General features: G+C 59.2%; 15 protein-coding genes. 2 read left to right on the forward strand and 13 right to left on the reverse strand.

The genetic code is table 11. The features are described 5' to 3' along the window. Positions 1-149: 149 nt before the first annotated feature. From B0G52_RS03890 to B0G52_RS03930, 9 genes are all read right to left on the reverse strand, one after another. Positions 150-1547 carry an ABC transporter substrate-binding protein gene (locus B0G52_RS03890; RefSeq protein WP_094042202.1) on the reverse strand — a complete coding sequence of 466 codons (1398 nt, stop codon included), beginning with the start codon at positions 1545-1547 and terminating at the stop codon, positions 150-152. A 140-nt stretch (positions 1548-1687) separates the two neighbouring features. Next, positions 1688-2668, reverse strand: a complete 981-nt coding sequence (locus B0G52_RS03895; RefSeq protein WP_094042203.1) for a carbohydrate ABC transporter permease — start codon at positions 2666-2668, stop codon at positions 1688-1690. Then, the gene (locus B0G52_RS03900; RefSeq protein WP_233162347.1) at positions 2665-3561 is read right to left on the reverse strand and encodes a carbohydrate ABC transporter permease; all 897 of its coding nucleotides are present in this window, start codon (positions 3559-3561) and stop codon (positions 2665-2667) included. The genes B0G52_RS03895 and B0G52_RS03900 overlap by 4 nt, the downstream gene beginning before the upstream one ends. Continuing rightward, positions 3558-5669, reverse strand: a complete 2112-nt coding sequence (locus B0G52_RS03905) for a DUF5696 domain-containing protein (protein WP_094042204.1) — start codon at positions 5667-5669, stop codon at positions 3558-3560. The genes B0G52_RS03900 and B0G52_RS03905 overlap by 4 nt, the downstream gene beginning before the upstream one ends. Positions 5670-5778: 109 nt before the next feature. Next, the gene (locus B0G52_RS03910; RefSeq protein WP_094042205.1) at positions 5779-7794 is read right to left on the reverse strand and encodes a YIP1 family protein; all 2016 of its coding nucleotides are present in this window, start codon (positions 7792-7794) and stop codon (positions 5779-5781) included. Positions 7795-7820: 26 nt separating this feature from the next. Then, on the reverse strand, positions 7821-8678 hold the full coding sequence (locus tag B0G52_RS03915) for a carbohydrate ABC transporter permease (RefSeq protein ID WP_094042206.1): 858 nt from the start codon (positions 8676-8678) through the stop codon (positions 7821-7823). 4 nt (positions 8679-8682) lie between these two features. Further along, positions 8683-9657, reverse strand: a complete 975-nt coding sequence (locus B0G52_RS03920) for a carbohydrate ABC transporter permease (protein ID WP_198960589.1) — start codon at positions 9655-9657, stop codon at positions 8683-8685. Beyond that, positions 9654-12620 (reverse strand): extracellular solute-binding protein, encoded by a 2967-nt coding sequence (locus B0G52_RS03925; RefSeq protein ID WP_094042207.1) that lies wholly within the window; start codon positions 12618-12620, stop codon positions 9654-9656. The genes B0G52_RS03920 and B0G52_RS03925 overlap by 4 nt, the downstream gene beginning before the upstream one ends. Next, positions 12617-13741 (reverse strand): ABC transporter ATP-binding protein, encoded by a 1125-nt coding sequence (locus B0G52_RS03930; RefSeq protein ID WP_094042208.1) that lies wholly within the window; start codon positions 13739-13741, stop codon positions 12617-12619. The genes B0G52_RS03925 and B0G52_RS03930 overlap by 4 nt, the downstream gene beginning before the upstream one ends. 222 nt (positions 13742-13963) lie before the next feature. On the opposite strand from B0G52_RS03930, the gene B0G52_RS03935 reads away from it, so the two are divergent. Beyond that, positions 13964-14818, forward strand: a complete 855-nt coding sequence (locus B0G52_RS03935) for a helix-turn-helix transcriptional regulator (RefSeq protein ID WP_094042209.1) — start codon at positions 13964-13966, stop codon at positions 14816-14818. A gap of 282 nt (positions 14819-15100) precedes the next feature. Next, positions 15101-17743, forward strand: coding sequence for a glycoside hydrolase family 3 N-terminal domain-containing protein (locus B0G52_RS03940; protein WP_094042210.1), 2643 nt, complete (start codon positions 15101-15103; stop codon positions 17741-17743). 483 nt (positions 17744-18226) lie between these two features. Here B0G52_RS03940 and B0G52_RS03945 read toward each other — a convergent pair whose 3' ends face one another. From B0G52_RS03945 to B0G52_RS03960, 4 genes are all read right to left on the reverse strand, one after another. Continuing rightward, entirely contained in the window at positions 18227-21391 is a 3165-nt protein-coding gene (locus tag B0G52_RS03945) for a ThuA domain-containing protein (protein WP_094042211.1), read from the reverse strand. 40 nt (positions 21392-21431) lie between these two features. After that, positions 21432-22280 (reverse strand): class B sortase, encoded by an 849-nt coding sequence (srtB, locus tag B0G52_RS03950; protein WP_094042212.1) that lies wholly within the window; start codon positions 22278-22280, stop codon positions 21432-21434. A gap of 90 nt (positions 22281-22370) precedes the next feature. Then, on the reverse strand, positions 22371-22988 hold the full coding sequence (locus tag B0G52_RS03955) for a carbohydrate-binding protein (protein ID WP_158223572.1): 618 nt from the start codon (positions 22986-22988) through the stop codon (positions 22371-22373). Between the two features lie 353 nt (positions 22989-23341). Further along, positions 23342-25438, reverse strand: coding sequence for a carbohydrate-binding protein (locus B0G52_RS03960; RefSeq protein WP_094042214.1), 2097 nt, complete (start codon positions 25436-25438; stop codon positions 23342-23344). Positions 25439-25599: the final 161 nt, after the last annotated feature.

Here is a 25599-nt window from a genome sequence, read left to right on the forward strand (position 1 = left end):
CGATCGGATCGCCCGGCTGAACCGTCCCCGGATCGGCTCCCGGAAGAAAAAAGAGAGCCGGACGGCCCGTCATGGCCGCCCGACTCTCCCGGATGCTTCCGTTACTTTAACGCTCTCCCAATCTCCGCCGCGTTGCTTGGATCGTTCCGTTATTTCAACGCTTCCCTAAGCTCCAGCGTCTTCTTGTTCCACGCTTCCGTCTCCGGAATGATCTCGTTGATGTCGCGGTCGCCGAAGATGATGTCGTTCATGATGTTGTTCCAGTTGTACTCGTTCCAGCCCGGAATCGTGACGCCCGGCTGGATGACCGCGTTCTGCTTGGCGATCTGCACCGCTGCGAAGTTTTTGCCCTGCCACATCGGCGTCTCCTCGTAATACGCGTCGAGCTCGGGATCGAGGACCGAGGCGTTGGCGCCCTGATCGATCTTCCACTTTTGCGCTTCCTTCGTGAACTGGAAGCTCAGCCACAGGAACGCCGCTTCCTTGTTCTTCGATCCGGACAGCAGCGAGAGCGGACCGTAGATCGTATAACCCGGCTGGCTGACTTTGCCTTTCGGGAACGGCAGGACGTCCCATTCGAATTGCGCGCTTTCCTTCAGCTTCGGCAGCACCCAGTCTCCGCCGATCGCGAAGCCCGTCTTGCCGTTGATGAACTCGCGGGTTACGTCGCCTTGCGCGGTCGCTTCGGCGTTGCTCAGCAGCGAGCCGTCCTTCGTGACGAATTCCTTCAGCCATTTTACGTCGTCGAGAACGCCCGGCGTATGCATGACGGATTGCGTCAAGTCTTCGTTCATGTACTGCAGGTTGGCCGCGTGGCCGTCCGCGATCGCTTTCGTGCTCAAGACGCGCATTTGCCACTCGGCTTGCGTCGTCAGTCCGTATTCGCCCGCATCCGGATTCGTCATCTTCTTCGCGTACTCGCGGAAGTCGTCGTAAGTCCAGTCGTTAGGCGGCATTTCCAGACCGTTCTTCGCGAGCAGATCCTTGTTGACCAGAATCCACATCGGCACGTCGACCATCGGCACGGCCAGCTTCTTGTCCTTCAGGGTCATCGTGTCGAAGAAGCCCTTCGGCAGCGTCACGCCTTGCAGCGTCAAGTCTTTCTCGATATAAGGCGTCAGGTCCTCCACCAGGCCGTTCTGGTCGAAGGCGACCAGATCGGAGTCGATCTCCGTCACGTCCGCCGGAGTGCCCGCGGCTTCGAGACTGGCGATGATCTCCATGATCGGCTGGCTGTTGACCGGGATTTGCTCGATCGTAAGGCAAGGATATTTCTGATGAAACAGCTCGTACAGCGGGGTGTACGTGTCTTTCCAGGAGATGAATTTGAGCGTGATCGGTTCGCTGCCTTCCGTACAGAACCCTCCTGAAGCTTCCGCCGACTCCGAAGCCGGAGCCGAAGCGGATTCCGAAGCCGGCGGCGCCGAAGACGCCGACGGGCTCGGCGAGGCGCTGCCTCCGTTGTTGCCCCCGCTGCAAGCGGACAAAATCATCATAGCCGCCAAAACCAGACTGACAACCCACATGAAAGAACGTTTGTTTTTCACCGTATTGCCTCCCCTTATTGGATAATGAATGCGGATTCCTTCCGGCACCTGAAGTCCCGGAGCCTTGCGCGATGTTCCGGCCTATCCTTTTCCGACAACCGGGCTTTGCCGGCATCACCTCCCCGAAGTCGTCCGAAAGCTTATTCCACGATTCCCGTTCTCTCGATTCCGGTGACGAACCAGCGCTGCAGAAACATGAACACGAGAATCGGAGGCAGTATGATCAGGAATGCGGCCGCCATCTTCGAGCTTTCCGTCGCCGGATTGTCGATCGTGTTCCGCTGGCCGAGCAGCGACGGATTCAGCACGTCCTCCAGGCGATCCAGACGGATCGAGAGCGGCGTGAAGTTGTCCGTGAGAAACCAGGACGGCTCGTAGTACATGTTCCAATACCAGATGAACGAGAACAGGAACACGACCAGGCAGGCCGAGCGGGCAAGCGGCAGCATGATGCCGAAGAACAGCCGCGCCGTCGACGCGCCGTCGAGCTTCGCCGCCTCTTCGAGGCTGAGCGGCTGCGACTTGAAAAACTGGCGAAAAATCAGGATGAACAGCGCGCTCTTCAGCCCCTGGCCGAAAATCGCCGGGATCAGGAACACGAACAGCGTGTTCAGCAAACTCAGCTTGCTGTAGATGACGTACAGCGGAATGATGATGATCTGCGGCGGAATCAGGAACGTCAGGATGACGAGCGCCGTGATCAGCCCTTTGAACGGCACGGCCAGCTTGGCGAGCGCGTAGCCGGTCATCGCGCAGATCAGCACCTGCACGACGGAGCAGGAGATCGCGATGATCGCGGTGTTCTGAAGCGCTTCCGGATATTTGATGCCTTTGACCGCGGTCTGGAAGTTCTCCCAGGTGACGACCCGGGGAATCCACTTGACCGTCGGATCGAGCAGGTCGCTCAAAGGCTTGAGCGCGGTGCTGATCATGTACAAAATCGGCTGCACGTACAAATAAGCGACGATGGAGAGCAGCAGGTACAGGATCAGCTTGGCCAGCAGCCCGTCGGAGACGCTGCGTCCCAGCACGAATACCTTGATTCTCTGGACGGACCGGCTCCAGAAGATCGCCTTGGCCTGCCCTCCGAACTTGCGGATAATGACGCGAGTCGCGTTCATGAGCGTTTCCCCCTTGACTTCATGCTGCGCCCGAACAGCCACAGCACGACGGCGATGAGCGCGAACACGAAGCCGAAGTAGATCCAGGCGAGCGCGCTGGCGTAGCCGTATCCCGTATCGATCTTGAACATGTTGGCCCGAATGTGCTGGAGCACCGGATTCAGCGGGAACGTGAACAGATCGATGATCGTGTAGAGCACGTTCAGGCTGATGAAAGGCACGGATGCCGGCAGCGTGATTTTCCAAAAGCTGTCCCACGGGGAAGCCCCGTCGATGCGGACAGCCTCGTAGACCGACGGCGAGATCGTCTGGAAGCCGGCGATGAAGATGAGAATCTGCACGCCGGAGTACCATAGAATCAGAACGACCCGGCCGAGCACGTCCATGACCGTCGTCGCGAACTGCAGGCCGACGTATTTCTCGACCATCGGCTGCAGATTGTACTGCTCCAGGAACGGGATCTCTCCCGCTCCCTGGGCGAACAGCTCCGAGAGCACCTGACCGGTCGCGAAGATGACGGGCAGGAAGAAAATTGCGCGGAAGATAAATCTTCCGGGGAAGCGCTGATTCAGCATGAGCGAGATCAGCAGCGCGAAGATCACGATGATCGGCACCATAAGCAGCATCTGCTGGAAGTAGGTGATCAGCTCGATCGGAAACACGTTGTCGACGACGAAAGCGTCCTTGAAATTTTTCAGCCCGAACCGTTCGTACTTGAATCCGCCTGGAACGACGGACACCTTGTGCAGCGACATGAAAATCGACCAGCCGATCGGGACGGCGACGAATACGCAAAACCCGATCAGCCAAGGAAGCATGAACAGCAGGCCGATGCCGTACCGTTTCGAGTGGAAGAGGCGTCTTTGGCGCGATATTTCGTTGGATGGCTTCACATGCCCGCTCCTTTCTCGACGGCGAACGTCAGGTTGCCGTAATCGACGACGACGCGCGTTCCGTCTTCGTAAGTCGTCGCGAATCGTTGCTCGGCCAGCTTCTCGTGATCGACGATCCGTTGCGAGAACACGTGCGCCAATTGGTCGAACTGCTTGTACTCGACTCCGATCCTGTCCGCCCATTTCTCATATTGGCTGTTGAACAGGAAGTACATGCCGCCGTCCCGCAATTTGCGAGACTCTTCGTGCGTCAGATAGAAGGACGGCATCGCGCCGTATTCGATCGCTTTCAGGAATTCGGCCTCGACGTCGTTGCGCAGGTTCCCGTCATTGAACGAATACGGGATGTAACCGTGTACGACGATCGGATAGAAGGGCACAGTCTCGTCGATCATGAAGTCGAAGCTGGATTCGTATTGCATTTGCATGATGTAATCGATGTTGGCGAGAGTATAATCATTGCCTCGGTAAACGCCGGACCAACCCAGCGTCTTGCGCGTGTAGTCCAGCAGCCCCGAGTAGATTTGGACCGTATCTCCCCGCGTCGCTATCGCCGTCGGATCGTAGTCGTGAAACACCATCTCTCCGATCCAGTCGTAGAGTATGCCCGACACGCCGATATCCTTCAATTTCTGGACTGCCTGGTAAGCCATATCGACCGTCCGCGCCGGCTTGCTCAAAAACCAGCCTTCGAACACAGATACGGTACCGTCGACTCCGCGAATGCCGCTGGATTTCGGAGAGAGGCCCGTGTTGGCCGTATTCAGCCAAACGAAATCGTCATAGAACTGAACGCCGATGTCTCTCTTCTTCATCTCGTCGATAAACGCTTTGGCGCCGGCCGTGCCTCCGAGCTTCTTCTCGATCGGGAATCGATCGTCGAGCCGGTAGCCGCCCATATTCTGCCATCCATAGTAAATGACCTCTATGTTGTCGACTCCGCGCTCCTGCAGCCCCTTGACCATATCGGTTGCCTGATCGAACGTCGTCGCCGGGAAATACTGCACCCTTCCGAAAGCTTCATTGAACGTTCCTCCCATCACTTTCAGATAGAGCGGAATGTTCTTGACCGGTTCAAGCGGCTCCCCCAGCTTGCCGTTGTCCGACAAGTAATCGCGGTAGGCGTCGGCCATTCCGACATAATCGGCCTTGTCTCCGTTCAGGAAGCGGTATTCGATCTCTCTGTCTGTCTCGAGCCGCTTCTTCTGTACGGCCTTGACCGGCGTCGATTCTCGGCTTCTCATGAACAAGTAATCCTCGCGGTAGATTTGATTGGCGAACACGTTGTAGAACGAAGATTTGATGCCCGGAGGCATCGCTGCGATGTTCGACGAGTCCCCGCCTTTGCTGATCATGGCCACGAACGCCTGATCCCCGCGCTTCACGCCGAAGACCGGATATGAAATATTTTCGCGGCGCTCGCCGGAACGCTGGAAGTTGATCATGTTCGTCGGTTCGAGTCCGTACACTTGGTGGATGTAGCCTTTGGAAATGTTCGCGCGATCTCCCTTGAAACGGATCAAGCCTCCCGGTCCGTCGGGAACGAATAAATATCCGTCTTCTCCGATCTTGGCCGCCCCGAAGAAAGGGAGCACGTCGAGGGAGAAGATGACGAATTTGCCTTCTTCCTTGATGCCGTTTGTCGGTATTCGCGCCTTGAATCCCTCTTCGGTCAACTCGTATTCCAGCGAGAACGTCAAGCCCAGTTCCGCGTGCGCATAAGTAACCTGCAAACCGTTCGCGGAGCGAGACAGCTTCGCCTTCAGGTTCTTGTCCAGGGCGTCTACCGCCTTGCGGTTCGTCTGGTCCTTGCCTTCGGTCGTAACGTACGTAAGTACGAACGGCGACTGCAGGTTCGTCAGCAGCTGTCCTTTGACCGTCTCCTCGGCGATTTGCTCCTGCGTCGGATTGCTGGTCCAGCGATAGCCGGTTTTCTTGTCGGCCAAGGCGATCTGCGTATTGTCCGGCCGAACGTACAGCGCGTACGCGTCGTTCTCGACCGCCAGGGCGTAGCCGTCCGCTCCCGCGGTCGGCTTCCATTCTTCGTCTGAGTACAACGAGGCGCGCTCGTTAACCGGTTCGGGGATGCCTGCCCGAGCCAGCGCCACGTCGAGAGGCGTCTCTCCTTCCCTCAGGAAGAAGAAGAGGAACGCGGCGACGACCACCAGCCCGGCGACGACGATAAGCTTTACCCGAAGGGACAGGTTTTGGATGAAGTTAACGATAGAAGATCACCTCGTTGTAAAGCTGATTGAAAAAGTCGTACAGGTTGTACGAGAGGCCGAAGACGATAAAGCCGAACAGCCAGATCGTGCCGATCGCGAAGACCGTGATTGCGATGTTCTTGAGCGACTCGAGAAACTCGAAATTGTGGATGACCTGCGTCATTACGAAGAACAGAACGGCCATCCAGATGTACATCACGGCGGAGATCGCATTAAAAATGGCGCTTTCCTCAAGCGTGATCACGTTCGAAAGAATGATCAGCGGAATCGAGCAGATCAGATAGGGCGCGAGCGCGTATGTGCTGCCCTGAATGACCTCCCGGAATTTGCCTTCCCCGTCCTTGACGCTGCATACGAGATAGTTCGCGATAATCCAGGTGATCCACGGCAGAACGAACAGGCGAAGCGAAGCCCACAGATCGACATAAGCCAGATTGATCGGATTGATCAGGAAGCCGCTCCAATAGATGGAGGCGATCTTCACGAGAACGACGGCGGCCAGAATCGAGATAATGAGCCAAGGCGAGACCTTCGCTTCCTTCATCCGGTAGAAGGCGTCGTACGGATGGATCATGACCCGGCCGAGATTGCGGATGTCGTCGAGCGTCTTCTTGTAAGCTTCGCTCGGCGGTTTCCAGGCCAGAATTTTCCGGTATGCGATCGGAATCGCCCTGAACAGCAGGTAGACGGCTATCAGTCCGAGAATCAGGCCGAGGAAATGCTTCTGCAGCCAATCGAGACGAAGCTCCCAGAATGCCTTGGAATAGCCTTTCGTATCGTAGGCTTCCTTCATGAAGTCAAGCGCCAGCTCGTTTTTCTTCTCTTCCAGGTACACTTTGCCGAGGCCGATGTACAGGTTGTTGTACATCTCGTTGCGGGCGTATACCCGTTCCCAGTAAGGCTTGCTCTCTTCGTAACGGCCTTCGTCGTACAGGACGAGCGCTTTCAGAACGTCGTCGCCGAATTCCGTGCGCCTGAACTTGTGGATCGTCTTCGTGCGGCTATCCGTTACCCAGACGTTCATCTTCGTATCGACGCCGATGCTGGTCGGGAAGCCGAATACCCCGTATTGCTGCGTGTTGACGTCGGTGAAGCCGAACGCAAACAATGGGTCTCCGGTCCGGTCGAAGATCGTGACCCGGCCGAAGTCGAGATCGATGTTGTACAGGAAGCCGTTCAAGTCGATCGCGACGTCCTGGATGCCGTGACTATGCTGGAACGTCTTGCCTTTGAACGCGTCCACGCCGCCGGCGTTCAGCTTGCGGATCGCCGAGGCGCCGAAGCTCCCCCCGGTCGCGGTGTAGACGAAGCCGTCCGGATCGATCGTGATATTCTGGATCGGCTTGGGCAGCCCCGGAACTTCTTTTTTCAATTGCTCTTTGTTCAAGATGAGCTTCTTCACCCAGTTCAGCAGCGTCTGCTGCGCCTTGTTCGCGCCGAAGTAGCCCATGAACTCTCCGTTCGGACTAAGCCGAACCAAGCCTTGATACGACGCGTTCGTGTTGACGTACATCACTCCGCGACGATCGACAACGACTTTCGTCGGAACGAAGTGCTCCTTCGACATAACCGGGGAATCCGGCTTCTTGAATTCGCGGCTGAACTTGCCGTCCGCTCCGAACACGGCGATTCTCTCGTTGCCTGAATCGGCGACGTAGACTTCGCCATCCGCCGTGACGAACACGCCTTCCGGGGAACTGAGGGCTCCCGGCCCCTCCTCGTCCCCGATCTCGGCGAGCGCTCCCCCGTCGTTGCCGAGCACGTAAATTCTGTCGTTGCCCTTGTCCGCGACGTAAATCTTGTCGTCGCTCGCGACGAACAGGTCGACGGGCTCGTCGAATTGTCCTCCGTAGGCGCCCTCAGGCTTGTAGATCGCCTGAATCCCATACCAATAGGATTGATTGCTATCGTAATAAGTCGTCTGATACGGGAGCCGAGCATTCGCTTCGGGCGGCAGCGCCAGTACCGCGATCGCCGCCAGGAGCAGGAAAACAAGCCATCTTTTCATCGGTTCCGACTTCCTTTGCTGAAGTGTCACTTGATTCCGGAATGGACCATCGTTTCCATGACTCTCTTCTGGAAGAGCAGGAAGATGATCAAGTTCGGGATGAACATCAACAACCCGGCGGCGGCGGCCATGTTCTGGCCGGCAACGCTGTTCTGGAGGCCGCTGATCAAACTATTAACGTAGAACGCCAGCGTTCTCATCGTTTCGCTCTGCATGAAGAGCGTGGACGGTTCGACGTCTCCCCATGCGCCTTGGAACGTCAGGATCGAGATCGTCGCTATGGCCGGTATCGACAGCGGGAGCACCATTTTCGTAAAGATGCCAAGCTGGCTGGCCCCGTCGATCTTCGCGGCTTCGAGCAGCTCGTTCGGAATTTGCGAGATGAACCCGATGAGCATGAACACGGCGACCGGCGACGCGAGAGCGGGCAAAATATGTCCGAAATACGTGTCGTTGATATGAAGGCCGCTGATGATCAAATATCGCGGGATGCTGACCGTCTCCGGCGCGAACATCAGGCTCAGCGTGATCATCCCCATGATCAGCCCCTTGAAGTGAAACCGGTACTTGGCGATGACGTAGGCGGCCATCGTGCTGACAACGATGACTCCGACCAGCGTTAAGCCGACGACGACGATGCTGTTGAACAGGTACCGGGTAAACGGAACCGCCGCGTTGGATGCGTGTAGCAGCAGAATTTCGAAGTTCCGGAAAGACGGATCCTGCACGAAGATCCGGGGAGGAAACAGGAACAGCTCGCTCTGCGGCTTAAACGCATGGTTCAGGATAAAGATGATCGGAATCGACATGAATGCGGCCAGCGCCGTGAAGGCGGTCACCAGCACGACCTGGAACGGCGTTACTCGGCGAAGTTTGCGAATCATCGTTTTACAGCTCCTCCTTCGAACCGAACAGCCGGTAGGCGAATCTCATCGCGAAGTAGCTGACGAGAAGCAGCATGACCGAGATCGCCGACGCGTAGCCCAGCTCGAAGCGGATAAACGCGTAGTCGTCGATATGGTTGATAACCAGATGCCCCGCGTATTGCGGCGTCACGGCCACCCCCGTCAGTTGGGTCGAGATGCTCCCCGCTTTCAGCGTGCCTACGATCGTCATGACCGCGCTGAACAGCATCTGCGGCTTCATGGACGGGAGCGTAATGTAGAACACTTCCTGCAGCCGGTTGGAAATGCCGTCGATCCGGCCGGCTTCGTACAGCTCGCGGTTAACGGTCTGCAGCCCGGCAAGCATCGCCAGGAAGCCGACGCTGAAGCTCATCCACAGCGATACGATGATCATGACCTTCATCAGGTACTCCGGCTTCTGCAGCCAGATGATCGGGTTTTCAATGAAGCCGAAGCTGAGCAGAAACTGGTTCAAGTAACCGGTGCGGTCGCCGCTGAAGAGCGCGATCCAGACGACGGACAGGGCGACCGCCCCGGCCATCGACGGCGCGTAGAACGCGAGCGTGTAATAGTCGCGGATCTTGAGCGGCAGCTGCTGGATCAGCCATGCGAACAGAAAACTCAGCAAGTATCCGCCCGGACCGACGATCAAGGCGAACAGGAACGTGTTCGGCAGCGCTTTGGTCAAGAAAATAACGTCCTGAGTGAACAGCGTGATGTAGTTGCTAAAGCCGATGAAACGAAGCGAGCCGAAGCCGTCGTACGACGTGAAGCCGAGCAGAGCGGCCATGCAGACGGGAATGACGATGAAAATAAGGAAACAAATGAGGAACGGCGCCAGGAAAACATAGACGAACGCGTCCCGCTTGATCTCGGCGAAAAACTGCCGAAGCTTGGCGCCCACGGAAGGCGGCCTCCTAAGCTTCGTTATTCCGGGAGTCAGCTCCGTATTGTTCATTGGGGTTCCTCCCATTCGTAAGGTTGCGTGACCTGAGGCACATGCAGATTAGAGCCCGGGGCGATTCCGAAATCCTTCTGCCTCCGGTTCATCTCCCGCTGCAAGCTCAGCTGCGCCTTCTCCAGCGATTCCTGCGCCGGGATGCGGTCCATCACGGTGGCGTTCCAGGCGAATTCCAGCTCCCGGTTCAAGAAGTAATAACCGGGGACATAAGGCATGTTTTTCGCCCATTTCGCCTGCTCGCGGAGCGCCTTCAAGTCGTCGCTCGGCCAGGACAACGATTTCATCGCTTCGACATTCGCCGTGTTCCAGCGGAATTCGATGCCGTAGAACGACTCCATATCGCTGGCGTACTTGGCCTGCACTTCCGCGGAGGTCCACCACTTCAGGAACTCCCACGCTTCGTCCTTCTTGCTGCTCTTCTTCATGATCATGCCGGCCGACAAGCCTTGCGGCGACCATCTGGCGATCTCTCCGTCCGGCTGTCTGACGCCCGGCAGAGGCGCGATCTTCCAATGCCCGGTAATTTCCGGAGCGGCGACGAGCAATTGCACGTACGTATTGAAATCGGCGATGCCGATCGGAATGTCCCCGTCGCGGAAGTGCTGGAAGAACGCCGGGATATCGATCGGAAGATTGTACTTGTCGTACAGCTCCGTCCACCGCTTGAACGCCTTGATCCCTTCGTCGCTCGTCAGAACGCCCGTAAGGCCGTCTTCGGAATAAAGCTCCGCGCCTTGCTGGAAAAACATCGTTGCGAAATCCGCCTTCGGGTAGTTCATCGTCATGCCGTTCTCCTGAAGCGTCGGCAGAATGTCGAAGACGTCGTCCCACGTCTGCGGCGCCTTCAGATTCAAGCTGTCGAAAATATCCGTGCGATAGAACAGCACCTGGAAGTTCTGAACCTCCGGCAGGCCGTACACTCCGCCGTCGTAGTTCATCGCGCGGCGCACGCCGGGAATGAACCGGTCGAACACTTCCTCGAATCCGGGATAGCCGGACAGATCCTCCACCGCGTCCCGCATCGCGTAATCCGCGGGCGTCGCTTCGCCGACGCCGAGCGCGACGTCCGGCACCTCTCCCGCCGCGTTGCCGAGAATGAGCATGTTCGGGTTCGGCATCAGGTTGACGTTCACCTCGATGCCCGTCTTCGGCGTGAAGTCCTGGGCGATCATCTCGCGCAGCAGGTCCGCGTAATCGCGTCCGCGCTGCACCCAGATCGTCAACGCTTCCTCCCGGTTATGCTTGCGCATGTCGTAGTCCATCACGAAGGATCTGCTGAAATCGACGATCGAGTACGGAATGCGGGACAGCTCCGTCGGCTCCTTGAACCCGGGATCCGCCTCCGGCGTGCGAACGACGATAAAATCGAGCAGAAGGGGCTGCTGCGTGAGCGTCGTCATCCATGTGCCGATATTGCTCTGGATCGTGGAGAAATCGTTGATCTTGTTCGGAACGATGTCCACGTCCGCCCGCATCGCTTCCAGCAAATCGATCGAGTTGAGCAGCGCCTCGGAAATATCCGAGTTTTTGCCGTTCAAGCCGTTCAAGTAATCGCGGATATCCGCCAACCGCCGGATGAAGGCGTCCAGCTTCGGCTCGACGTCCGGATCGAACTTCTTCATGTCCCACGTGCGCTTCTCGTCCATGTTCGCGTCGTACGCCTTGACGCTGTAGTTGCCTGTAATGCGCCGCACATCGCGGTCGAACGCCGACAAATCCTGCAGCACGCTCGTCAAGGCGAGCCGGACCGGCAGCAGCGGCGACGAGTCGGCCGTCATTCGCAGCTTGTGGGAACCCTCGGTGAGATAAAACTGGTAAGGCTTGCCTTCCGGATCGACGATCGTCTCGATCGTGAACTCGCGGTTGAATTCGAGCGGATACCGGAGCAGCTCCCGAAACGGAACTTCGCCGTCGATCTCGATCGTCCGGTACGCCTTAAAGCCGTTGCGATAGTTTTGGTAGACTTTCAGATCGATCTCGTACCAGCCGTCCTTGGGCACTTGCAGCTCCCATTCCACCCATTCTCCCGGCAGCCTCCACCTTTGCCCTCCGAGAACGTTATAGGTGATATGTCCTTTCGGCAGAGGGGAGACGTACGGCTCGTTCCAATGGTCGGTCTGGATCGACAGCGCGGACTTCCGTTCGAAGTTTTCCGCTTCCTTCACTCCGTACCAGGCCGCCTCTTCGGTCGGGGCGGGCTTGCCCGCCGCGTATTCCGCGTAGGTCGGCAGCGGCTTCTTCGGCCGGAGCGTCAGCGATTTCAAGGCAATCGGCTCCTTGTGGCCGACGAGGCGAATCGTATGCTTGCCTTGCTCCAGACGATACAGCAGCGGTTCAGAAGAAACCGAGAAGTCGGAAGCCGCCTTGACCGACCAGCCGACGAGTTCGTCCTGCTGCGGACGAATCTGCATGCCGATCTCGTTGCGGTCGTACGGATATTTGGCGTCCTTCCAGTTCCGCTGCAGCTCGATCCTCTCCGACTCCGCGAACGGGTAGGCGCCGTCGATCTGCACGCCTCGAACGATCGACCCTTTGCCGCCTTCCAGCGGCTTGTATTCGAACAGCAACTCGTACCAGCCCGCGGCGGGCGCATCGAACGTCCACTCCGCCCAGCCCTCCTCGTTCAGCCAGTGCAGCTCCGTCCCTTCCGCGCCCGCGACCGTCTCCAGTCGGGCTTCGGGACCCGAGGCCCCGTAGTCCGCGGGATCGATCACGATCGGCGGCCCTTCGCTTTCCTGGCCGGCCGAAGTCCCGGCTTCCTGCATCAGCAAAGCGTAAGGCGGCTTCTCGCCTTGTTCCTCGTAAGCCAGCAAATCGGCGACGCCGACGTCGGAGGCGCGTATTTCTGTCTCCCCGCCTTCGATCCAGCGGTAACCGCCGAACAGCACGGCCGCGGTGAGCACGAGGCGGATGGCGATGCGCAGGGCGGCGCGGGGAAGCTTAATGTTCTTCATCCTCATGCTTCCGTTCCTCCGGCTGCCAGCGACTCTCCCGTCGTCACGTCGAAGAAATGCAGCTTGCCCTTGTTGAAACCGATTGCAGGAACGTCGTCCTTGCGGTACGAGATTTCGGGCTCCGTGCGGGCGATCACTTTGTAATCGCCGATCGCCGCGTAGACGTAGCTGTCCGCGCCCGTCACCTCGGTCATCTGTACGACGCCGGCGACATATTCTTCCCCGTCCGCTTCCCCCGGCTTAAGCAGCACGTGCTCGGGCCGCACGCCCATAATGACGTTGCGCACCGATCTCGTCAGCCGTTCGAATTGGACGTCGTATTCGCGCGGAAGCAGCAGCTTTAATCTTTTGTTCGTAAAATAGTAACGTCCCTCTTCCAGAGTGACGACGCCTTCGATGAAGTTCATCTGCGGAGAGCCGATAAATCCCGCCACGAACAGGTTGGCCGGCTTGTCGTACAGCTCTCTGGGCGCCGCGACCTGCTGGATGACGCCGTCCTTCATGACGACGATCCGCGTGCCCATCGTCATCGCTTCGACCTGGTCGTGCGTCACGTACACGGTCGTTCTTTTCAAGTCGGCCTGCAGCTTGATCAGTTCCGCTCGCGTCTGCGCCCGCAGCTTGGCGTCCAGATTCGACAGCGGTTCGTCCATCAGGAACACTTGCGGCTCGCGGGCGATGGCGCGTCCGAGGGCGACGCGCTGCTTCTGCCCGCCGGAGAGCTGACTCGGCTTGCGATCGAGCAGATGGGAGATTTCCAGCACCTTCGCCACCCGGTTCACCCTCAGCTCGATATCGAACTTGGCCGTCTTGCGCAGCTTCAGGCCGAGCGCGATGTTTTCATAGACCGACAGGTTGGGGTACAGGGCGTAATTCTGGAATACCATGGCGATGTCCCGGTCTTTCGGAGACACGTAGTTCACGAATTTATCGTCGATATACAGTTCCCCGCTGCTGATCTCCTCCAACCCCGCGAGCATGCGCAGAGTCGTGGATTTGCCGCAGCCGGACGGGCCTACGAGCACCAGGAATTCTCCCTCTTCGATCGTCAGGTGGAAGTCGTTGACGGCCGGGCGCGATTCTCCCCTGTAATTCTTGTAAACGTGATTAAACTTGATGCTTCCCACCCATTTCACCCCTCGCGTGTACGGATTCTGCTTTGCTTTAGTTCATGGTAACGTAACCCCACTCGGGCAAAACAGGAGTGAAACTTGGCTTTTACAGTCTAGAATTGTCCTCCTGCCCAACCCGTCCGCCCGGGCGCAAAAACGTCTCTTCCCTTGTAGCGCGGGGGACGGAAAGCTAGAATAGAAGAAACGATTCTACTTCTTTTATCCGGGGGATCGCCCATGCATCCTTGGCACGAGAAAATTTCCTTGAACACGAGCCAGCCCCACAGAATCATCGTCAGTTCGATGGAAAACGGCTTTCCCGTCCATTGGCATCAGGAGCTGGAGATCGTATACGTGCTCGAAGGGCGAATGCGCATTGGCATCAACGACGAGCTCTACGCCCTGGAGGCGGGGGACGTGCTGTTCGTAGGCTCCTGCGAGCTTCATCATTACGAAGCCAATCCCCAGGGCTGTCACAAAATTATTCTTCAGCTCGGCATAACGGCGTTCGACGCGTTCTCGGACCTGATTTTCGGCCAGCGCATCTTGACGCCGCACCTTCGCGCGAACGCAGGCAGAGATCTTGACGGGGAGGATGCGGCGCTCAGGGAAGCGTTCAAACGGCACTTCTCAACGATTCACGAGGAATGGCGGAGTCGGAAGATCGGCCACGAGCTTGTCCTCAAGGCGAGAATCAGCGAGATCGCCGCGCTCGTCGTCCGGCGGCTTCCGATGGAGCCCTATTCCGCCCAGGAGAGAACGAAGCGGCTCGAACAGCTCGACAGGCTGAACAAGGTGCTGAAATATATCGAAACCGAGTATGCGGGGGATCTCTCGCTCGGCAGCGCGGCGGACATCGCCGGGTTCAGTCCGACTTATTTCTCCCGCTTCTTCAAAGAGGCGACCGGCTCCACCTTCGTCGATTACGTCAACGCGTTCCGCGCCAACGTCGCCAAGCGGCTGCTGGCGGACGGGGACGACTCCGTCACCGGCGTCGCGTACCGGGCCGGCTTCAACAGCATCGAGACGTTTAACCGAGTGTTCAAAAAAATCCACGGACGCGCCCCATCTTCCTTCCGCCACAAAAAATGACGACCTTATCGCAACCCCTGACGGGAAATGTCGGGGGGTTTTTTCTATATTGGAATCAATCCAAGCAAAAACGCCTCCAGCGTCATTTGGACGATGAATGCGTTTTGTCGGAGACGATTCAGATAAGGATAGCGAATTTTATACTTTCTGACTCGTCAAGCAAAAACGCCTTCGGGGTCATTTGACGCTGGGGAAGCTTTGCGGGGACGATACAGGTAATAATAGGGTGAAACTTGTCCATTCTGTATCGTCGAAAATAAAACGTTTACAGGAGGAGCTGCAATGAGCGATAACACCGTAACCGCGCCCGTGTACCGCGATGCCGGAGCCCCGTTAGAGGAACGCGTCGCCGACCTGCTCGGCCGCATGACGCTTAGGGAGAAAGTACGCCAGCTCGACCAGTATTTCGGCGTCTCGTTCATGACCGCGGCGCACCCGGCGATGGATACCGTCATGGCCGCCGACGCGAAAATCCAGTGGGACAAAGTGATGGAGATTATCGGGGAAGACGGGATCGGCTGCATTCACGACCTGTACGGAACGGCCAAAATCAACAACCAGTTGCAGCGTTACGCCGTCGAGCAAACCCGCCTCGGCATTCCGATCCTGTTCAGCGAGGAGGCGCTGCACGGGCTGCTTCGGCCCGGCTGCACCGTCTTTCCGCACGCCATCGCGATGGCGTCCACGTGGAATCCGGAGCTCGTGCGCGAGATCGGCCGGGGCATCGCCGCGGAGACGCGCAGCTTCGGCATACACGAGAGCTTCGGCCCCGTGCTCGACTTGGCCCGCGAACCCCGCTGGGGGCGCGTCGAGGAGACGTTCGGCGAGGACACGCTGCTCGCGAGCCGAATGGCCGTCGCCATGGTGCAGGGCTTGCAGGGCGACAGCCTGGCCGCGAACGACAGCATCGTCGCCGAACCGAAGCATTTCGCCGTACACGGCATCCCGGAGAGCGGGCTGAACCAGTCCCCCGTCACGATCGGCATACGCGAGCTTGAGACGGTGCATCTTCCCGTCTTCGAGGCCGCATACGTCGAAGGCGGCGCCGTCAACGCCATGTGCTCCTACAATACGATCGACGGCGTGCCGTGCGCTTCCGACCGCAGTCTGCTGACGGACGTTCTTCGGGAGCGGTGGAACATGCCGGGCTTTGTCCGCTCGGACCTCGGCGCCATCTCCCGGCTGAAGAGCGCCCACTATACGGCCGGTTCCGATCGCGAGGCGATTCGTCAGGCGATCGAGGCGGGAACGGACATGCAGTATTACGACTTCCCGCATGAGCTGTACCAGGACGAGATCGTAGACATGGCAGAGAGCGGAGAGCTCGCGCCATCCGTTGTCGATCTTGCCGTCTCCCGCGTGCTGAAAGTCAAATTCATGCTCGGCCTGTTCGAGAATCCGTACATCGACCCGAATCTGTACAAGAGCGCGGTTCGTCATCCGCGGCACGCCGCAATCGCTCTCCAGACGGCAAGGGAAAGCACGGTGCTGTTGAAGAACGAAGGCGGACTGCTGCCGCTGCGCAAAGACGTCGCGCGGATCGCCGTTATCGGGCCGAGCGCCGATACGGCCCGCTTGGGCGACTACACGCCGCACATCGAAGGCTTCGAGCCGACGACGGTGCTCGCCGGCATCCGCAAGCTCGTCTCGCCGGGCACGGTCGTCGATTATGTCAGAGGAGCGGGCGTGCTGGAAGACGAACTGGAGCCGATCCCGATCGGAAGCTTCTCCGACGGCCGCGGCCGCCCGGGGCTGCTCGGCGAATACTTCAACAACCCCGATCTCGCTGGAGAGCCCGTCCTTGCGCGAATCGATCCGTACATCAATTTCAACTGGGTCATCACCAAGCCGGACCAGAGCATCGATTCGCACCGCTTCTCCGTTCGGTGGACAGGCAAGCTCGCGCCGGCCCAGGACTTCTCCGGCTACATCGGCACGGACAGCCAGGACAGCATGCGGCTGTGGCTGGACGGCAAGCTGCTCGTCGACGGCTGGGGCGAGGGCAAGAACGCGAGCCGGAGCGTGCCCGCGGAGCTGAAAGCCGGGCGGGAATACGACGTGATCGTGGAATATCGCAAGGACGCGAGCGGAGTGTCCGTGATGCTCGGCTGGAGCAACGGAGCCGAAGGCATCGAGGAAGCTTGCGAAGCGGCCCGACAAGCCGACGTCGCCGTCGTGGCGCTCGGCGATTCGCGGAGAACGTGCGGGGAAGGCGTCGACCGTTCCTCCCTCGACTTGCCCGGCCGGCAGCTCGAGCTGCTGAAGGCGGTTCACGCCACCGGCACCCCGGTCGTGCTCGTCCTGCAGAACGGGCGGCCGATTACGATGGCGTGGGAGGACGCGAACATCCCGGCAATTCTCGAAGCCTGGTACCCGGGAGAAGCCGGAGGAGAAGCGATCGCGGAAATATTGTTCGGCGACTGCAACCCGTCGGGCCGGCTGCCGATCTCCTTCCCCCGTTCGCTGGGGCAGATTCCCGTCTACTACTGCCGCAAGCGCGGCGGTCAGATCCACTACGTGGAAGGCGACAACCGTCCGCTCTACGCGTTCGGTCACGGGCTTAGCTATACGACGTTCGAGTACGCCGGCATCCGCCTTGACCGGGAACGCCTCTCTCCGGACGGCGAGCTGACCGTCACGGTCGAGGTGGCGAATACGGGCGACCGGGCCGGAGACGAAGTCGTGCAGCTGTACTTGCGCGACGTCGTCAGTTCGGTCGCCACGCCGGATCGGGAGCTGAAGGCATTCCGCAGAATCCGCCTGGAGCCGGGCGAGAAGCGCGAAGTGTCGTTCACGCTCGGACCGAGGGAGCTTCGCCTGCTGAACAAGGATATGGTGTGGGTCGTCGAGCCGGGCGTGTTCACGGTTCTCGTCGGCCCCGGCTCGGACCGGATCGCTCTGACCGCCGACTTCGTGGTCGTCTGATGCAAGAACAAGCCTGCAGCGAATCGCCGCTGCAGGCTTGTTTGTTGCCGACTCTCGCCGCTATGACCCTTTGGCCAGCAGGGAGGGCGGCTCCGCGAAAGAGCGGCGACGTTCAAGGCACTTTCTTCGCCCTCGTGTCGCGGGCTCGCGAAGAGCCGGTGACGCTCAAGGCACTTTCTTGGCCCTCGTGAGGCGGGCACCCGTAGAGGCCGCGACGCTCAAGGCACTTTTTTGGCCCTCACGACGCGGGTCCGAGAAGAGCCAGTGACGCTCAGGGCACTTTCTTGGCCCTCGCGACGCGGGCACCCGTAGAGGCCGCGACGCTCAAGGCACTTTTTTGGCCCTCACGACGCGGGTCCGAGAAGAGCCAGTGACGCTCAGGGCACTTTTTTGGCCCTCACGACGCGGGTCCGAGAAAAGCCGGTGACGCTCAAGGCACTTTCTTGGCCCTCGTGAGGCGGGCCCACGAAGGAGCCGCGACGCTCAGGGCACCGCGATTCCCGAGCCGAGAAAATCGAACTTGTTGACGTTGAACAGATAGCCGTCGCCGCCCCTGAATACGAAGTAAATATCGCGCTCGCCGGCCGGAACAGACGTCAGCCCACTCTCCACGTCGACCCACTTCTGCCAGTCCCCGGTCTTTGGAACGCCCAACGTCGCGAGCAGCGGCCCCGTCTCCGAGTCTGCGCGCATCTCGATCGTGCCTCCCGCTCCTGCGGAGGAGACGCGAGCGCGGATTCCGGTCATGTTGACGAGATTTATTGCCTTGTAAGCGATCCAGCTACCGTTCTCGATAAACCCGAGGTTGCGGCCGCCTCCCGTATCCTCGGTGTTCTCGGTCTGCAGCTTGCCTCCGCTAGACTCGTCGAAATATTCGGCCTGTCTGTCCGAGGACAGCAGCGTAATCGTCGACGTGCCTGTCAGCGCGTTCGCTTCTTCCGTTCCGGCGTCCGTATAGCTCGCCGTCAAATAAAGGAACGTGTTCTCAACGTTCGTATCGCTCTCCATCGTTCGGAACGTTCCCGAGCAGCCGTTCAGCGTCGGACTCGGGTGGTTGTGCTCGTCGTGGCCGAGAGCGGGAGTGACCTGCACCTTGGAGCAGTCGATCTCCCCGTCTTCTGCGTCGGTCACCGTTACCTCGTAGCGGATCTCGTCGCCCCAGGAGAAAAACCCTCTCGCCGCCGGCGCACGGATCGTCACGACGGGAGCGCGGTTGCCGACCGTCACCGGAATGACGACCGACGAGGCGTTGCCCTCGCTGTCCGTCGCCGTGAACTTCGCGTTGTAATTGCCGTTCGTCTCGTACGTGAAGCCGGCGGTCGCTTCCACCGAATCCGTCTTGCCGTCCCCGTCAAAATCCCACGCGTACGTGATCGCGTCGCCTTCGGTATCCTTCGTCCCCTCCGAGCTGAACGTTACCGCCAGCGGCGCTAGCCCGTTCGTCGCGCTGGCCTTCGCCGAAGCGAGAGGCGCCTGATTGCCTGCCGCTCCGCTGTAGGAGATCTTCGAGATTTTCCCATCGGGACCGCCGGTGCCGAATTCGATGACGTACAGTTCGCCATCGGGGCCGACTTTGGCGTAGATCGGATGATCGAAGACGAGATGGGTCAGGAACGGATTGATCGTCATCAGACTGCCGGAATCGTCGAACTTGGCTTCCTTGAACCATTGGCGCGAGAAGTCGAACAGGATGAGCGACCCGTTCAAGTACGCCGGCAGCTTGAATTCGTTCGGGTTGCCGGGATCGTACTTGTACATCGAGCCGACGGCGGCCGTTCGACCCGTTCCGTCGGTCATCTGCGGGAACTCCTCGCTCGGCCCGTAAGGATAGTAGATGAACGCTCCTTGCGCCGGAGGCAGTTTCCGCGCTCCCGTGTTGTTCGGCGAGTCGTTGATCGAGCCGGCGCAGTCGAACGCCGGGCCGAAGCCCCCGAACAGAAAGTCGTAGTCCCGATAAGGTTTATTGTCGGCGATGCAATACGGCCAGCCGAAATTTCCCGCTGTCGTCGCCTTATTAAATTCGTCGTACCCTTTCGGACCGCGAAGCGGCTTATCCGCTCCGGCATCCGGACCGACGTCGCCCCAATACAATGCGTTGTCGAATGGGCTGATCGTCATCCGGTAAGGATTGCGGACCCCCATGACGTAAATCTCCGGTCGTCCCTCTCCCCCGCCCTCCGGGAACAGATTCCCTTCGGGAATCGAATACGTCCCGTCCTTCTCGGGCTTGATCCGCAGGATTTTCCCCCGCAGATCGTTCGTATTGCCGGACGTTCCCTGCGCGTCCCAGGCGGTCCGATGCCTGCCTTCGTCCGTCGGACTGAAGCCGTCCGAGGCAAACGGGTTCACATTGTCCCCGGTAGCGACATACAGGTAGCCGTCGCCGCCGAACTCCAGATTGCCGCCGTGGTGGCAGCACTCGACGCGTTGCGTCGGTACGGACAGCATGGCCTTCTCCGAAGCCAAATCCAGAACGCCGCCCTTCATCGTAAATCGGGACAGGCGATCTTCGCTCGTCTCGCCGACCGGAGAATAGAACAAATAGATCCAGCCGTTGGAGGCAAACTCCGGATCCAGCGCGAGTCCCAACAGTCCCTGCTCGTTGCCGCTCACGACGCCGAGCTTGCCTGCCGCTGACGTCGCGCCCGTGGACGGATCGTAGATTTTGACCGCGCCGCCGATCTCGATGAAGATCAGACGGCCGTCAGGCGCAAAGTCGAGCGCGAGCGGAGCGTCCAGAGCGCTTGCCAGTTCCTGTTTCTGATAATTTCGGTCGTCGTACAAGGTCGCGGAACAGTCGCCGTCCTTTTTCCCCGCCGCCCATTGAATGCCCCCCAGCACATGCCGGAGAAAATGTTCATCTTGCGTATAGCTTTCCGCCGCATGGCCCAGGCCCGTATACCAGGAGCGTCCTCCGTCAAATTCGCGGCACCAGGATACAGGATGATCGGCGCCCATCGTACCGCCCTCGTACGACTCCTCGTCCACGGTAGCCAGCACGTGTACCTCGCCCCGGGGATTGGCGAGGAAGTTGTACCACTCCTCGGTCTTCGTCCAGATTGTCGGAAGCTCCGCGGTCGAAGGATGCGCCTTGTCCGCCACCCTAACGGCACCCTTCGCGATCGCCGGATGATCCGTGAACATGCCGCCCACGAGATTCATGTACCACGGCCACGCGTGCAGCGTATCCGAAGCGGAATGGATGCCGACGTATCCTCCCCCGGCTTGGATGTACGCCTGGAAAGCGGCCTGCTCGCTTTCGCTTAATATCTCCCCCGTCGTGTTCAGGAACACAACAGCCGAATAAGGCTTCAGCCCTTCCGGGCTGAAGCGCGACGAGTCCTCCGTCGCGTCCGCCTCGAAGCCGTTGGCCGCACCCAGCTTGCGAAGCGCTTCGATCCCGGCCGGAATGGAGTCGTGGCGAAAGCCTCCGGTCTTGCTGAACACGAGCACCTTGTATGGAGCTTCCGGTTCGGCGGACGAATCGCCCCCGCCCGGCTTTGTCGATGTCTGCTCGCCGCCGGACGATAGGCCATATACGATCAGGGCGATCGCGGCGATCGCGAGCGTGCAAACGAGGAAAGCGATTCTGCCTTTAAGCCCCTGGCGCCAGCCGTCTCCGGTCGCTTTATTTCCGATTTTCCTCATCCCTCTCCCCCTTACTTTCCGTTTTATATCAGGTCCACGGCTACTTTCGTCCTTCCCCCTGGATTGCTTCGGCCGGCGGCTCGAAGGTACTGCCCTCCTCCGGCGGCAAAAGCTTGGCGTGCACGACAAACCTGGCGTCCTCGAAGGCGGAAGAGCAGGTCGACAGCGTCAGGATCGTGTCCTCCGCGGACACTTCGATGTCCGAAGCGTGCAGCGAATTGGCTTGAATCGCAGCGAGAAATTGCTCGAAGTCCTCGTCCGAGGCGAACTCCGTGCGGATATAGTCGAACGAGGACGTCGTCGTGTACGCGGAGAAAATCGCCCATCTCCCGTCGGCGTACAGCGTATCGAACTCGATGGTCGCCTTGTTCTCGAAGTTCCATCTGCTCTCGTATTCGAGCAGGTTGGCGAACATCGTCTTGTTTTTCATATCGTGTCCGTACAGAATGAGATGTCTGTCCTTCCCTCCGGCGTCATTACGGTAATCCATGAAAATGCTGCCCGCCGCGTTGCGCTCTCCGTCGACGCCGCGATGCAAATAATACTCGTTGTCCGCCGCTTGCACGACGGGGTAGTCGATCCTCGTCCCTTCTATCCGCACCCATCCGACGACGTCCCCGTTCCGTTCGAGCAGCGGCTCGAATTTCGGATTGACGAGACGCTGCTCCGCGGGAGCGGAATGCAAAACCGGATCGTCCGGGAGCGGCGGCGAAAAGGGAGACGCCCCCGCCGAAGGGCCATAGTACACGCTCCGAATCTCTCCGTAAGTTTTCTTGTTCTCGTACCCGTCCAGCGCGTAAGCTCCGATCTTCCAGACGGAGAACAGGAACGCCAGCGCGGCGACAGCCGCCGCCGTTTCCCGCAAAGAAGGCTTGCGCACAATCGCCATGACTCCCTCTCGTTCCGAAAAAGGAGCCCCTCCGCCTCGGGCGAGCGAGCGCTTCGGGACTCCTTCTTCAAGCGAATTCGAATCTTCGTTTTACGTCCGTCTAACGAGCTTCTTCCCGGTCAGCAGCAGCACCGCCGCCGATGCCGCCGCCAGCAGCGCGTACGGCAGGACACCGGCGTCTCCCGTCTGCGGATTCGCTTCCGCAGCGGCTCCGGAGCCTCCGGCAGCGGCCTCGAATTGAATGCCGCGGACGTTAAGATCGCCGTCGGTGAAGATAACGTACAGGTCATGCGTGCCCGTCAGTCCGGACACCGGAGCTTCGAACCACTGGTACTTCTGCCAGTCTCCCGTCGGCTCGTACTGGACGGTCGCAAACGGGGCTCCCTTCGGATCGTCGATCGCGAAAACGACAGAGCCTCCCGCGTTGGGAGTCGCGACCTCGACTTTCACCTTGGCGGCGCCTCCCGTTCCGAAGTTGACTTCGGCGTACTTGGCGTAATTGCCGGGAACGATGTATCCGATGTTCTTGTTCTCGTTGTCTTCGATCCGGGGACCGTTGCCGTCCGAAAATTTGCCGGAATCGCTGTTAAGCTCGGAGTTGGCGCTCGGCGCGATGACGCCGTACGGATCGATGGCAGCGAATGCGAGGCTTGCGCTGGTGACGAACAGCGCGACAGTCAGAGTCAGAACCGCAAAACTTTTCTTCATGGACGAACTCTCCCTTGGATAATGTTTTTCCTCCTTGCCTTGCACCTTGCCTTTGCCTTCCTGCGAAGCTTCCCTCATGCCCCGCTTTCCGATCCCGGGAGTTCCGCCGCTCCCTCCCCGGTTCAGCCCCCTTCGCCCGACGCGCCCTGTAAGTGCTTACATCGTTTCGAACCGGCAAGCGCCGACAGATTTGATTTTCCAGGCTATCTTATAATTTCTGTGACGATTGTCATATGAGGCAAAATTAAACTTTCCTGTATCGGGATGGCTTGTTGCGGCCGAATGGCGATAAAGCCCGCCAAAAAAGGAGCGACCTCCCCGGCTTCGGGAAGTCGCCCCTGGATCTTGAGCGGTTACTGATGGCTGGTCGGATGATTAACCGTTGCCGGAATCTGGCCTTTGAACATCCGGTTGATGTCCCCGGCAAGGCGAAGGTAGAAATCCGACGATACGGCGACTCCGTCCGCATCCAGCGTCAGGAAGTATTGGTTGGTCGGAATCATCGAGCTGTTTTCGGCGATTTTGGCAATGGCCGTTCCTTCGTCGTATTCGTCGAACATGGCCACGTAGCCGGTATCGATGCCGAGCGACTTCATGTTATACGCCTGCCTCCACATGAAATCTCCGTGCAGCCGCGGGTTCTCGTTGCGAGGACCGCCCGTCATGTTCGACCATGCGGATCCCGGCCAGAGGACCGGCTGGTAGGCGATGCCCCGCTGCTGCGTGTATTGGAAGTCGGGCCCCCATTGGTTGTTCATAAAATGGTCGGCGTCGGCGAGACCGTTGCGGCCGAACCGGCCGACGAACCATGGCGACAGCATGTCGAGAGATTCGTATACGCTCATGAAGCCGGATTTGGAGTCGTTGTTCCCTGTACGCCAATAGGTCGGCACGCCTCCGATGACGTAGACGCCCCGGTCTTTGAACCAGGCGATCAAATTCGCGTGCTCGGACGCCGTGCCCGGTCGATCGGTGAAGCCGATGCCCCAGATGCAGACGACGATTTTGCCGTCCTGTCTGGCGTATGCCGAAGAGTTGGTCAGCTGCATGCCTCCGACGATATTGGTCGTCCAGTCGTGCTTAACCGCATTCGCCCAGTTCGACGGATTCATGTCCGTGATGTCGTACATGACGTAGAACTTGCGGTTATACGTCTCCGCGGCGTTCTTCACCTTGACCGCGACGCTGTCGCGATTCGTCTTCCAATTGTTCGGAACGTCGCTCTCGTCGGCGCCGAAGCGCTGCAGCGCGGCTCCGTCGATATTGTAGGATTGCATCCATTCGAAATGCTTGTCGACGGTCTCCTGGTCATAGGACGAAAACAGCTTGGCCTGCGTGCCGTTGCCGAAATTGGCCAAGTTCGTCTGATACAACTTCGAGTACTCGCGGATGTCCGGATACAGCTCGAAGTTGACGTTAACGTTGGCCGTCGGGGCGCTGCTGTTTTTCGACCAATGGATCCAGCCACCGTTCGGAGAGCCGTCCCCCGCGGCGTTAAACCAGCCCTGATAACCCGCGAACAGCTTTCCTTCCACGTCTCCGCCCGTCTGCGGCCCGGCAACGTCGAATTGGAACCAGTTGAGGTTAAACAAGTTGCCTGCCCCTCCGGTAAATTTCAGGAACAGCGTATGAGTGCCGCTTGGGTTTCCGTTAACCGGGCAGGTAACCGTCGTCCAGTTCTGCCAGCCTCCCGTTCCCGGAACCGCGCACGTGCCGATCAACGTTCCGTTCTGGCTGCCCAGTCGCAGTTCGATGCTGCCGCCCGACGCATTGCTGGCCACCCGTGCCCGGAAGGAGGCCGCACCGCTGCCGAAATCGACTCCCGCGAACGAAAGGTAATCTCCGTTGTCGATGAACCCGACATTCTGACCTCCCTCGCTCGATGCCTCGACCTGGATACCCGACTGACTGCTGAAGCTTTCCGCTTCGATGCGGGTGAACGCGGACAGCCCTCCTCCGAATTTGAACCACAGCACGTTGAAAAGATTGCCGGCGCCTCCCGTGAACTTCAAGTACAGCGTATGCGTGCCGCTCGGATTGCCGTTAACCGGGCAGGTAACCGTCGTCCAATTTTGCCAGCCTCCCGTTCCCGGAACCGCGCACGTGCCGATCAGCGTTCCGTTCTGGCTGCCCAGTCGCAGTTCGATGCTGCCGCCCGACGCGTTGCTGGCTACCCGCGCCTGGAAAGACGTCGCCCCCGCTCCGAAATCCATGCCTGCGAAAGCGATGTAATCGCCGTTGTCGATGAACGCGACGTTCTGGCCGCCTTCGCTCGAATTCTCGAGCTGAATGCCCGATTGACTGCTGAAGCCCGAAGCGGACGTCTGCGCGAAAGCCGACGCGGCGGACGCCGTCGAAGGCGCGAGCGAGAGCGGTCCGACCAACAAAGCGGCGATCAGCGCGAATAGCGCCAAAGGCTTGAAACCGAACGGGAATCGTTGTGCTCGCATGAATAAATACCCTCCTTATTGGAATGAATCGTCGTTCTCTCTTCTCCTGCTGCTGCGCGGTACGAATGCACCTCCTCTCGCCCGAATGCGAACACGAATGCGAAGCTAAATGCCAATGTGAATCCTAAGCCAGGTCAAGCCAATCCGAATCCGATGCCAAA

It is taken from the genome of Cohnella sp. SGD-V74, from assembly GCF_003001675.1.
Classification (GTDB): domain Bacteria; phylum Bacillota; class Bacilli; order Paenibacillales; family Paenibacillaceae; genus Cohnella.

Excerpts from the sequence above, each read along its gene's own strand:
- B0G52_RS03920 (WP_198960589.1), bottom strand. The coding sequence starts at position 9,657 with ATGAACAATACGGAGCTGACTCCCGGAATAACGAAGCTTAGGAGGCCG.
- B0G52_RS03935 (WP_094042209.1), top strand. The coding sequence starts at position 13,964 with ATGCATCCTTGGCACGAGAAAATTTCCTTGAACACGAGCCAGCCCCAC.
- B0G52_RS03945 (WP_094042211.1), bottom strand. The coding sequence starts at position 21,391 with ATGAGGAAAATCGGAAATAAAGCGACCGGAGACGGCTGGCGCCAGGGG.
- B0G52_RS03955 (WP_158223572.1), bottom strand. The coding sequence starts at position 22,988 with ATGAAGAAAAGTTTTGCGGTTCTGACTCTGACTGTCGCGCTGTTCGTC.
- srtB (WP_094042212.1), bottom strand. The coding sequence starts at position 22,280 with ATGGCGATTGTGCGCAAGCCTTCTTTGCGGGAAACGGCGGCGGCTGTC.
- B0G52_RS03915 (WP_094042206.1), bottom strand. The coding sequence starts at position 8,678 with ATGATTCGCAAACTTCGCCGAGTAACGCCGTTCCAGGTCGTGCTGGTG.
- B0G52_RS03925 (WP_094042207.1), bottom strand. The coding sequence starts at position 12,620 with ATGAGGATGAAGAACATTAAGCTTCCCCGCGCCGCCCTGCGCATCGCC.
- B0G52_RS03940 (WP_094042210.1), top strand. The coding sequence starts at position 15,101 with ATGAGCGATAACACCGTAACCGCGCCCGTGTACCGCGATGCCGGAGCC.
- B0G52_RS03960 (WP_094042214.1), bottom strand. The coding sequence starts at position 25,438 with ATGCGAGCACAACGATTCCCGTTCGGTTTCAAGCCTTTGGCGCTATTC.
- B0G52_RS03895 (WP_094042203.1), bottom strand. The coding sequence starts at position 2,668 with ATGAACGCGACTCGCGTCATTATCCGCAAGTTCGGAGGGCAGGCCAAG.
- B0G52_RS03910 (WP_094042205.1), bottom strand. The coding sequence starts at position 7,794 with ATGAAAAGATGGCTTGTTTTCCTGCTCCTGGCGGCGATCGCGGTACTG.